8 protein-coding genes are annotated in these 10,339 nt (G+C 74.1%); 4 read left to right on the top strand and 4 right to left on the bottom strand.

The window, feature by feature from the left end; genetic code table 11:
• Positions 1-17: 17 nt before the first annotated feature.
• The 4 genes from AB0F10_RS40875 to AB0F10_RS40860 form a co-directional block, all read right to left on the bottom strand.
• Positions 18-1,676 (bottom strand): caspase family protein, encoded by a 1,659-nt coding sequence (locus tag AB0F10_RS40875; RefSeq protein ID WP_360638515.1) that lies wholly within the window; start codon positions 1,674-1,676, stop codon positions 18-20.
• A gap of 52 nt (positions 1,677-1,728) precedes the next feature.
• Positions 1,729-2,112: a hypothetical protein gene (locus AB0F10_RS40870; protein ID WP_360638512.1), complete on the bottom strand. Its 384-nt coding sequence runs from the start codon at positions 2,110-2,112 to the stop codon at positions 1,729-1,731.
• Positions 2,113-2,156: 44 nt separating this feature from the next.
• The gene (locus AB0F10_RS40865) at positions 2,157-3,308 is read right to left on the bottom strand and encodes a DUF2786 domain-containing protein (protein WP_360638509.1); all 1,152 of its coding nucleotides are present in this window, start codon (positions 3,306-3,308) and stop codon (positions 2,157-2,159) included.
• Between the two features lie 89 nt (positions 3,309-3,397).
• Positions 3,398-5,596 carry an MMPL family transporter gene (locus AB0F10_RS40860; protein WP_360638506.1) on the bottom strand — a complete coding sequence of 733 codons (2,199 nt, stop codon included), beginning with the start codon at positions 5,594-5,596 and terminating at the stop codon, positions 3,398-3,400.
• Between the two features lie 171 nt (positions 5,597-5,767).
• Here AB0F10_RS40860 and AB0F10_RS40855 point away from each other — a divergent pair, with 171 nt between their 5' ends.
• The 4 genes from AB0F10_RS40855 to AB0F10_RS40840 all read left to right on the top strand — a co-directional run bounded on the left by AB0F10_RS40855 (position 5,768) and on the right by AB0F10_RS40840 (position 10,284).
• The gene (locus AB0F10_RS40855; RefSeq protein WP_360638503.1) at positions 5,768-6,964 is read left to right on the top strand and encodes a histidine kinase; all 1,197 of its coding nucleotides are present in this window, start codon (positions 5,768-5,770) and stop codon (positions 6,962-6,964) included.
• Positions 6,961-7,644, top strand: a complete 684-nt coding sequence (locus AB0F10_RS40850) for a response regulator transcription factor (protein ID WP_360638500.1) — start codon at positions 6,961-6,963, stop codon at positions 7,642-7,644. The genes AB0F10_RS40855 and AB0F10_RS40850 overlap by 4 nt, the downstream gene beginning before the upstream one ends.
• Positions 7,645-7,738: 94 nt before the next feature.
• Positions 7,739-9,109 (top strand): glycoside hydrolase family 6 protein, encoded by a 1,371-nt coding sequence (locus AB0F10_RS40845; protein WP_360638495.1) that lies wholly within the window; start codon positions 7,739-7,741, stop codon positions 9,107-9,109.
• Positions 9,103-10,284 (top strand): cellulose-binding domain-containing protein, encoded by a 1,182-nt coding sequence (locus AB0F10_RS40840; protein WP_360638492.1) that lies wholly within the window; start codon positions 9,103-9,105, stop codon positions 10,282-10,284. Before AB0F10_RS40845 ends, AB0F10_RS40840 begins: the two co-directional genes overlap by 7 nt.
• The last annotated feature ends 55 nt before the right edge of the window (positions 10,285-10,339 follow it).

The following is a 10,339-nucleotide window of genomic DNA, read 5'->3' as shown; positions in this document are numbered from 1 at the left end:
GACCACCGCGTCCACCTTTACGGCGGATCGAGACGGCCGAGCCGAGAACACGGCAAGTGATTGCGAGCTTTCAGCCGACGCGCACGATCGGCGGCCGGCGGGTCGCCGCGGTTGAAGCGCACCAGCTGCTGCTCGGTGAGGATCAGGGCGGTGTCGCCCCGGGTCTCCCGCTGGCGGCACAGCAGGCCGGCCTCGTCGCCGACGGGGTATCCGCCGTCGTCCAGGGACCGTTCGAGGGGCTGCTCGATCTCGCGGGCCGCGGCACCGTCGATCGTGCCGTCGTCGTAGAGCTTCGCGGTCGCCATCCGCGCGATCGCCGAGGCGGCGAAGTCGCCGCGCACCACGCCGTGGCGGCGGCCGGCGGCGGCGAGAAGCTCGGGCCACGAGAGCACGGACCGCCGCTGCGCCTCGTCGCCGGGCACCCGGGCCCGCGCCGGCACGCCCAGCACGATCGGGGTCTGCGCGATCCGGTCCACCCGGTCGATGACGTCGCGCACCGGCCCGTCGTCCGCCGGCACGTCGGCGGCGGTGGCCGGCAGCCAGACGTCCGGGTGCGGGCCGACGTCCCGCAGGTAGTTCCCGCCGTCGGCGCCCGCGCCCCAGCCCCGGCGCAGCCCCTCGGCGAGGTCGGCGGCGGCGGCCGGAAAGACGTAGAGGTCGACCGCCCGGCAGCCGTGCTGCCGTTCGGCGATCCAGCCCTCGAACTCGGCCGCGACCTCGGAGTACGGGCCCAGCGAGCCGGGCGCGGCGGCCACCCGCACCTGGGCCGGGGTCGGGCACCCGCCGCCGGCGACGGCGCTGTCCGCCTGGGTGCCGCACGCGCAGAGCAGGCCGGCGACCGCCAGCAGCGGCACGAGCACCCGCCGCGGCAGCGGCCCCCGGCCCTCCGGCGTCCTGGGCGGCTCGGTGGCCGGGACCGGCGGCGGCGGTGTGGCGGCCGGGAGGGGCCGGGGCCGGTCGGCGGCGCGCTCGCGGGCGCTGTGCGCGATCCGCAGGACGCCCTGCATCCGGTGCGCGGAGTAGGTCGGGCTCTGCCGGGGACCGGCGGGGTCGCGCAGCATCCGGGCGGCGACGTACTGGTACAGCTCGTAGGCGTCGATCTCGCCGTCGCGGTTCATGTCGGCCCGGCCGGTCTCGAGACCGTGCACGACGCAGCGGGTGAACAGCCCGGCGTCCGACTCGAACGCGTGCGCGATCGAGGTGGTGGCGGTGATCACCACCTCGCCGCGGTGGTGCCGGCCGTCCGGATCGTCGGCGGCGTAGCCGGGCGGTGGTGCGGGTTCCGGCGGCTTCTCCGGGCCCAGGCCGGCGAGCAGGCCGTCGTGCTGCACGTAGGCACCCGCGTAGCAGCAGTCGAGCAGCACGACGATGCGGCGGGCCGGGCTGTCGCGGATCTCCGTGCTGATGTGGTCGGCCTTCAGCCCGGTGACCCACAGCGAGTCGGGCATCGTGTCGTGGTTGACGAAGTACAGGTTGCCGTCGCCGTCGCGCTCGCCGTGCCCGCAGATGTGCAGCAGCAGCACGTCGTCCGGGCCGGCCTGCGAGAAGAACTCCCGGACCACCAGGCCGGCGGCGCGCACGGTGGCGTCGTGCAGGACGGTGACCTCGAAGTCCCCGATGCCCGGGTCGCGCAGGACCCGTTCCAGGTCCTCGGCGTCCCTGGCGGTGCCGGGCAGCGGGGCGAACGCCTTGCTCTGGTAATTCTCCGTCGCGATGATCAGCGCGCGTCTACGGCTCAGGGTTGCTGACCTCCTCGATGAACGCCTCGATGAGCTTGTCGGCCTGCGCGTCGCTGGCGTTCGTGAGGATCAGCTCGGCGTTCCTCGTCCGAAACTCGACCTGGCCGCGGCCGCGCCGGCGTCGCCAGTCCGCGAGGTAGCTCAGCACGGTGGTGATCACTTCCGGCTGGGCCGCCAAAGACATGATCAGCGTGCCCACCGCGATCAGTTCGCCGCCGCGGGAACCCTCCGGCGCGCCGGGGCTCCGGTCCTGCGTCACCGAGACCACGTCGTCCAGTTCGCGCAGTTCGTGCAGGAGCTTCTGCGCGGCGGCGTCGGAGGCTGTCTCGTCCTCGGCCACGACAGTGATGCGGGCCACGATTGTCTTGCTCACGGCCGTACCCTACACAGTGGAATCTAGATCTTGCAGATAGTGATCTAGGTCAGGGAGGCCTGGTCTGCCGCGGTGCGGCCGGACTCCCAGCCCTCGCGGTTGTAGACCGCGAAGCCGCGGCCCCGCACGGTCGACGGGAACGACCGGTCCCGGGCCTCGCGGACCCGCACGTCGCGCGACGCCAGCACCGGCAGCAGCGCGGCCGAGTCCACCGTCTGCTCCAGCGCCGCCCGGCTGGCCTCCGCGAGCCGCTCGCCGATCCGCACCGCGTAGCCGACCAGGAACGACTGCCGGAAGGTCTTGAGCCGGGCCCGGCCCGCCTTGCCGCCGGGCGGCTCGGTGCGCGCCATCGCCCGGTGCGCCTGCACCAGCAGCGAGGTGTGCAGCAGGTCGACCGCGTCGATGTCGGCGTCGAAGCCGAAGACGGTGGCGAAGCCGAACTCGGGGGACCAGACGACGTGGCAGCGGTTGGCCCGGGCCACGGCGCTGAGCAGCGAGGCCTTCTCGCTCTCGTAGGGGTGGTCGACCCCGATGCGCCGGGCGTAAGGGATCACGGCCTCGCTGCCGGCCGCCAGCAGGGCCTCGTCGAGGCTGTGCCGCGAGATCAGCTCCTGTGCCTTGGCGGTGTAGGCCTCGGCCTCGGCGGGGAACGTGGTGGCCTCGGCCTTGGCCAGCAGCGCGCGCACCCGCTCGAGCTTCGCGTCGTTGCCCGGTGCCCGCCGGGCCGGCGTCGCCTGGCCCGGCGGCGGGATCAGCATCTCGATCGACGGCAGCTCGGCCAGCAGGCTCAGCAGCGACAGCAGGGCGTCGATCAGCGTGACCCGGTCGACTCGGCGGTGGGTGGTGACCTCCCGCAGGTAGCCGGCGTCGTCGCCCCACCAGGGCCGGGCGTCCAGGTCGCCGGCCTGCGCCCGCCAGCGGCCGTCGATCGTCTTGGGCGGGAAGCCGCGCAGGTAGGCGGCGACGGCGTCGGTGATCAGGTGCGGCTGGACGCCGGTGCCGCGCCGGGCGACGACCCGGTGCAGCTCGGCGGGCTGCCAGCCGCCGCGCCACAGCCGGGCGGTGGCGTCGAACAGGGCGGTGGTCAGCGCCGGATCGACCTCGGCGGCCGGGGCGACGGCGAGGGTGTCGAGGCCGGCCTCGAACCCGAGCTGTCCGCCGACGACCGCGCCGATCGTCTCCCGCACCGATTTCACCCGGCAATGATGCCTGGTGCCGCCCGGCCGGACGGTGCCGGACGGCCCCGAGGCGTCGCACGTCACCATCGGGGTCGTCCGGGCCCGCCTCAGCGGCCGGCGGTCACCAGGTCGGCCGGATCGCGCCCGGGCTCGGCCGGGACCTCCCGCAGCTTGTCGCCCTCGACGTCGATGTCCGGCAGCAGCCGGTCCAGCCAGCGCGGCAGCCACCACGCCCGGCGCCCGAGCAGGGTCATCACCGCGGGCACGATGGTCATCCGGACCACGAACGCGTCGAACAGGATCGCCGCGGCCAGCGCGAAGCCGATGGACTTCACCAGCGACTCGGGCGACAGGATGAAGCCGGAGAAGACGCTGATCATGATGATCGCGGCGGCCGTCACCACCCGGGCGCTGTGCGCGAAGCCGGAGACGACGGCCTGCGTCGGCTCGGCGCCGTGCACGTGCTCCTCGCGCATCCGGCTGACCAGGAACACCTCGTAGTCCATGGCCAGGCCGAAGACGATGCCGATCAGGAAGACCGGCAGCATGCTGATGATCGGGCCGGCCTGGTCGATGCCGAGCACCGAGTTGAACCAGCCCCACTGGAAGACCGCGACGACCGCGCCGAAGGTGGCCACCACCGAGAGCAGGAAGCCGGCGATCGCCTTGAGCGGCACCAGCAGCGACCGGAACAACAGCGTCAGCAGCAGGAACGCCAGTACCACGATCACCGCCAGGTACGGGCCGAGCGCCGAGCCCATCCGGTCGGACATGTCGAGGTTGACGGCGGTGGTTCCGGTGACGGCCAGGCCGGCCCCGGTCCGGCTCCGCAACGTGTCGTCCTGGTCCCGGATGGCGTGCACCAGCGCCTCGGTTTCCGTGCTGTCCGGCGCGCTGGAGCCGATGACCTGCAGGATCGCGGTGTTCCCGGCCGGGTTGAGGCTGGGCGGGCTGACCGTGACGACGCCGGGCAGGCCCTTGATGACGGTGGCGGCCTCGGCCGTGGCGCCCTGGGGGTCCCGGCTGGCGGCGGCGTCGACCACGACGGTCAGCGGGGCGTTGAAGCCGGCCCCGAATCCGCCGGTCAGCATGTCGTAGGCCTTGCGCTGGGTCGATTCGGGGCTCGCCATGTTGTCGCCGGGCAGGCCGAGCCGCATGTCGAGGGCGGGAATCGCGAGGACCAGCAGGCCGACGACGGAGGCCACCAGGACGACCACCGGGCGCCCGGTCACGAAGCGGGCCCAGCGCAGGCCGGCGGCCGGGCGGGCGGAGGAGGCGGCGGCCTCCGGGTCACGGCCGCGGCGACCCAGGATCCGCCGGCCGGCGAAGCCCAGCAGCGCGGGCAGCAGCGACAGCGCGATCAGCACGGCGACGACGACGGCGAAGCCCGCCGCGAGCCCCATCTGGGTGAGCACCGGGATGTTCACCACGGCCAGCGCCGACAGGGCGATGACCACGGTCAGCCCGGCGAAGGTGACCGCGGAGCCGGCGGTGCCGACCGCCCGCGCGGCGGCCTCCTCGCCCGGCCGGCCCAGGGTCAGCTCGTGCCGGTACCGGGAGACGATGAAGAGCGCGTAGTCGATGGCGACGGCGATGCCGAGCATCAGCGCGAGGGTGGCGGTGCTGTTGCCGAGGTCGACGAAGCCGGAGGCGATCTGGATGCCCAGCATCGCGGCGCCGACGCCGAGGATCGCCGTCAGCAGCGGCAGCCCGGCGGCCACCAGCGAGCCGAACGTCACGACGAGCACCACCGCGGCGACCAGGATGCCGAGCACCTCGGAGTTGCCCGGGTCGCCCTGCTCCTGCATGGCGTCGCCGCCCATCTCAACCGCCAGCCCGGCGTCGCGGCCGGTGTCGGCGGCGGCGCTCAGCGCCTCCCGGTCGGCGTCGGTCAGCCCGGTCGCCGGTACGGAGAAGGTGACCTGGGAGAACGCCACGGTGCCGGCGGGGTTGACGGTGCCCCGCAGCGGATCGGTGACCGCCGTGACGTCGGCGACGGTCTTGAGCCGCGCGACGGTCCGCGCGATCGCGGCCCGGTTGGCGTCGTCGGTGAGCTTCTCGCCGGACGGCGCGGCGAACACCACGCGGGCCTGCGCGCCGCCGGCGGTGACGCCGGGGAAGCGCTCGCCGAGCAGGTCCATCGCCTCCTGCGCCTCCGTGCCCGGAATGGAGAACTCGTCGGACGTCGGCCCCGACAGCGTGGCCGCGCCGACGCCGAGTAAGGCCAGCGCGGCGAGCCAGAGCGCGAGGATGAGTCTGCGCCGGCGGAAGCTGAACCGGCCGAGCCGGTACAGGTAGGTGGCCATCGAAGCTCCAGGGTCGGGCGGCTGTGACCCTTGAACGATCACCGAAATCGGGCTCCGGCGCGTCGTCCCGCCGCAGTCATCCGCATACCATCGGCGTGGTATCTCCGGCGGCGCCGGCTACTGCGACGAGACGACGACACGGTGCCGGACCGCCGCGTACGGTCGCCCGTGATGGGGGAGACCGGCGTCGACTGGATCAGGCGGTGGCGGGCGGCCGCGTGCCACCCGCTGCTGGTGGACGCCCTGCTCGCGGTGGTGCTCGCCGTGGCCGTGCTGAGGTCCGCGGTCTTCGGCACGGGCGGGTCGCCGGCGGAGAGCGTGACCGTGCGCGACGTGCTGGTCGCGGCGGTGGCCTTCCTCGCGGTCCTGCTGCGCCGCCGCCGGCCCAGGGCCGCCCTGGTGGTCGCGGTCGCGGCGACCGTCGGCGCCGTGCTGGAGGGGGTCAGCAACCCCGGCCTGATCGTCGTGCTCGGGGTGATCGTCTACTCCATCGCCGCGCACACCAATCGCCGCGCCGGCTGGGTCTGCGCCCTGGCCGCGTCCTGCTCGGTGTACGCCGCCGCGGCGTTCGTCTCGGCGCAGACGTGGTGGCGCCCGGACGTGCTCGGCGTCTTCGCCTGGATCTTCATGGCCGCGGCGGCGGGCGACGCCGCGCGTACCCATCGGGCCTATGTCGCCGAGGTCGAGGAGCGGGCCCGCCGGGCCGAGCAGACCCGCGAGGAGGAGGCGCACCGGCGGGTGATCGACGAGCGGCTGCGGATCGCCCGCGAGCTGCACGACGCGGTCGCTCACCACATCGCGGTGATCAGCGTGCAGGCGGGCGCGGCCGCGCACGTGCTGGAACGCCGTCCGGACCAGGTGGGCCCGGTGCTCGCGCACATCCGGGACGCGTCGGACACCGTGCTCAAGGAGATCGCCTCGGTGGTCGGCGTGCTGCGCAACTCCGACGAGCGGGCGAGCACCGAGCCGGCGCCGGGCCTCGATCGGCTCCCGCCGCTGTTCGGCGCGCTGCGGGCGGCCGGTTTCCGGGTACGCCACGAGCAGCGCGGCACGGCGCGCGAGCTTCCGGCGCTGGCCGACCTGGCAGGGTACCGGATCGTGCAGGAGGCGCTGACCAACGCGCACCGGTACGGCGATGGCCGCGCGGACGTCCTGATCGAGTACGCGGCCGGCGGCGTCGTCCTCGAGGTCACCAACGAGATCCACCACGCCGGTACGGACGCCGGCGCCGGGTACGGCCTGATCGGCATGCGGGAGCGGGCCACCGCGGCCGGCGGCACCGTGACGGCCGGGCCGGTCGGCGATGGCCGGTTCCGGGTGCGCGCGGCGCTGCCGGCCGGCGCCCCGGCGGCCCGGTGCGCCCGGTGACCATCCGCGTGCTGCTGGCCGACGACCAGAACCTGATCCGGGCCGGCTTCAAGATGATCATCGACTCGGAGCCGGGGTTCGAGGTGGTCGGCGAGGCCGCCGACGGCCGCCAGGCGGTCGACCTGGCCCGCACGGCCCGCGCCGACGTGATCCTCATGGACATCCGGATGCCGGGCATGGACGGGCTGGAGGCCACCCGCCGCATCGGCGCCGACGAGAACCTCGCCGGGGTGCGCGTCCTCGTGCTCACCACGTTCGAGGACGACGAGAACGTGGTGCTCGCCCTGCGGGCGGGCGCCAGCGGCTTCCTCGGCAAGAGCGTGGCGCCGGCCGACCTGCTGCGGGCCATCCGGGTGGTGGCGGGCGGCGAGGCGCTGCTGTCGCCGCGGGCCACCCGCGGCCTGGTCGGCCGGTTCCTGAGCCGCCCGGATCCGGGCACCGTCGTGGCGGCGGCGCGGTTCGGCGGGCTCACCGACCGGGAGCGCGAGGTCCTGGTGCTGGTCGCGCACGGACTGTCCAACGACGACATCGCCGAGCGGCTGCACCTTTCGCCGCTGACCGCGAAAACACATGTGAACCGGGCGATGACGAAGCTCGGCGTGCGGGACCGGGCGCAGCTGGTGGTGCTCGCGTACGCCGAGGGGCTGGTCCGGCCGGGGGAGCGGCTGCCGGGAGCCTGACCGCCCGGCCTTGAGATTTCACCCATGTTACAACTACCGTGGTCGATGCATGGGAGCGCTCCCACGCTCCCTGCCCACCCCCAGGAGTTGTCGAATGCGCTTGAGAACCCTCGCCGCCGCCACGGCCACCGCCGGCATCGTGGTCGCGGCCACCGCCGTGCTCTGGCCCGGATCCGCCTCCGCCGCCGAGTCCCCCTACTACACCGATCCCCAGACCAGCGCCGCGAGGTGGGTCGCCGCCAACCCCGGCGACTCCCGCGCCGCGGTGATCCGCGACCGGATCGCCAGCGTCCCGCAGGGGCGCTGGTTCACCCAGAACAACACCTCGACTGTCGCCGCCGAGGTGGACTCGTTCGTCGGCGCGGCCGCCGCGGCCGGCAAGACGCCGATCATGGTCATCTACAACATCCCGAACCGCGACTGCAGCGGCGCAAGCACCGGCGGCATGCCGAACCACACGGCTTACCGGCAGTGGATCGATCAGGTCGCCGCCGGGCTCAAGGGCCGTTCCGCCGCCCTCATCCTCGAGCCGGACGTGCTCTCGCTGATGACCAGCTGCCTCTCCCAGGCGCAGCAGGACGAGGTCTACGCCTCCATCGCGTACGCGGGCAAGAAGCTCAAGTCCGCGTCGAGCGCCGCCAAGGTCTACTTCGACGCCGGGCACTCGGCCTGGCTGTCGGCCTCGGACATGGCCGCGCGGCTGGTGCGGGCGGACATCGCGAACAGCGCGGACGGCATCTCGGTGAACGTCTCCAACTACCGCACCAACGCGGAGTCGATCCCGTACATCAGGAACGTCATCGCCGCCACCGGCGTCTCCCGCCTCAAGGGTGTGATCGACACCAGCCGCAACGGCAACGGCCCGGCGGGCAGCGAGTGGTGCGACCCGGCCGGCCGCGCGATCGGCATACCCAGCACCAACGCGGTCTCCGACCCGATCCTGGACGCGTACCTGTGGATCAAGCTGCCCGGCGAGGCCGACGGCTGCCTGGCCGGCGCCGGCCAGTTCGTGCCGCAGCGCGCCTACGACCTGGCGATCGCGGCGGGCCCGGTGACGACCCCGCCGACCACGCCGCCGACCACCCCGCCCACGACCCCGCCCACGACCCCGCCGACCACTCCGCCCACGACCCCGCCGACCACGCCGCCCGGCGGTGGCGCCTGCTCGATCGCGTACACGGCGAACGCCTGGTCGAACGGGTTCACCGCCGACGTCCGGATCACCAACAACGGCGCGGCGCTCACCTCGTGGACGCTCACCTTCACCGTCCCGGCCAACGTCACCCTGGCGAGCGGCTGGAGCGGCGTCTGGTCGCAGTCCGGCACCACGATCACCGTGCGCAACGCGGCCTGGAACGGCAGCCTGGCCGCGGGCGCCAGCGTCAGCCCGGGCTTCCAGGCGAGCTTCACCGGAGCCGCGCCGGCGAACCCGACCGGCTACGCGCTGAACGGGGTGTCGTGCTGATCCGGCTGGCGGCGGCCGGCGCCCTGCTGGTGGGTGCCGTGCTCGTCGCCGTGACCCCGGCGGCGGCCGCGACCGCCTGCGACGTCGCCTACACCGTCAACCAGTGGAACACCGGCTTCACCGCCGACGTGCGGGTCACCAACAACGGCGCGCCGATCAACGGCTGGGTGGTGACCTGGACGTTCCCCGGCAACCAGCAGGTCACCAGCGGCTGGAACGCCACGGTGACCCAGTCCGGCAGCGCGGTGCGGGCGGCCGCGCCGGCGTACAACACCACGCTGGGCACCGGCGCCTCGACCGCCTTCGGGTTCCAGGCCACGTACTCGGGCGCCAACGCCGTACCGGCGTCCTTCGCCCTCAACGACGTGACCTGCAACGGCGCCGTGCCGCCGACGACCCCGCCGCCGACGACGCCACCGACGACGCCACCGACGACGCCACCGACGACGCCACCGACGACGCCACCCACGACCCCGCCCACGACGCCGCCGACCACCCCGGCCGGCTGCGGATCCGCGGCCCGGTGTGACGGCTTCGAGGGCACGCAGGCCGACTGGGCGGTGACCTATCCGGACTGCTCCGGCGCGGGCCGGGCGGCGTTCGACACCGCGGTCGCGCACGGCGGCGGCACCTCGCTGCGGGTCGACGGCGCGGCCGGCTACTGCAACCACGTCTTCGTCCGCAACACGGCGCTGCTGCCGGCGGGGGCCACGGCGTGGTTCGTGCGCTACTGGGTGCGGCACACCACCGCGCTGCCCGCCGCGCACGTCACCGCCGTCGCCATGCGCGACGCCAACGACGGCAACCGGGACCTGCGCTTCGGCGGCCAGAACGCCGCCCTGCAATGGAACCGGGCCTCGGACGACGCGACGTTGCCCGAGCAGAGCCCCGCCGGCGTGGCGCTGTCGGCACCGCTGCCGGTCGGCACCTGGAACTGCGTGGAGTTCAAGGTCGACGGCCGCGACGGCACGATGCAGACCTGGCTGAACGGGACCTCCGTGGCGGGCCTGCTCGAGGACGGCGTGCCGACGCACGACATCGACAGCCAGTGGCTGAACCGGACCTGGCGACCGGCACTGACCGATCTCCGGCTGGGCTGGGAAAGCTACGGCGAGGGCGCCGACACCCTCTGGTACGACGACGTCGCCGTCGGCACCACCCGCCCCGGCTGCTGATCCGGCGGCCGGTCACGGGCGGCGGGGGGGGGGGGGGGTGGTCACCCGCCCCCCC

It is taken from the genome of Actinoplanes sp. NPDC026623, assembly GCF_040638275.1.
In the GTDB taxonomy this organism is placed as follows: domain Bacteria; phylum Actinomycetota; class Actinomycetes; order Mycobacteriales; family Micromonosporaceae; genus Actinoplanes.
Note: the sequence above shows the minus strand (reverse complement) of the source record. Positions and strands in the feature narration are given on the sequence as shown.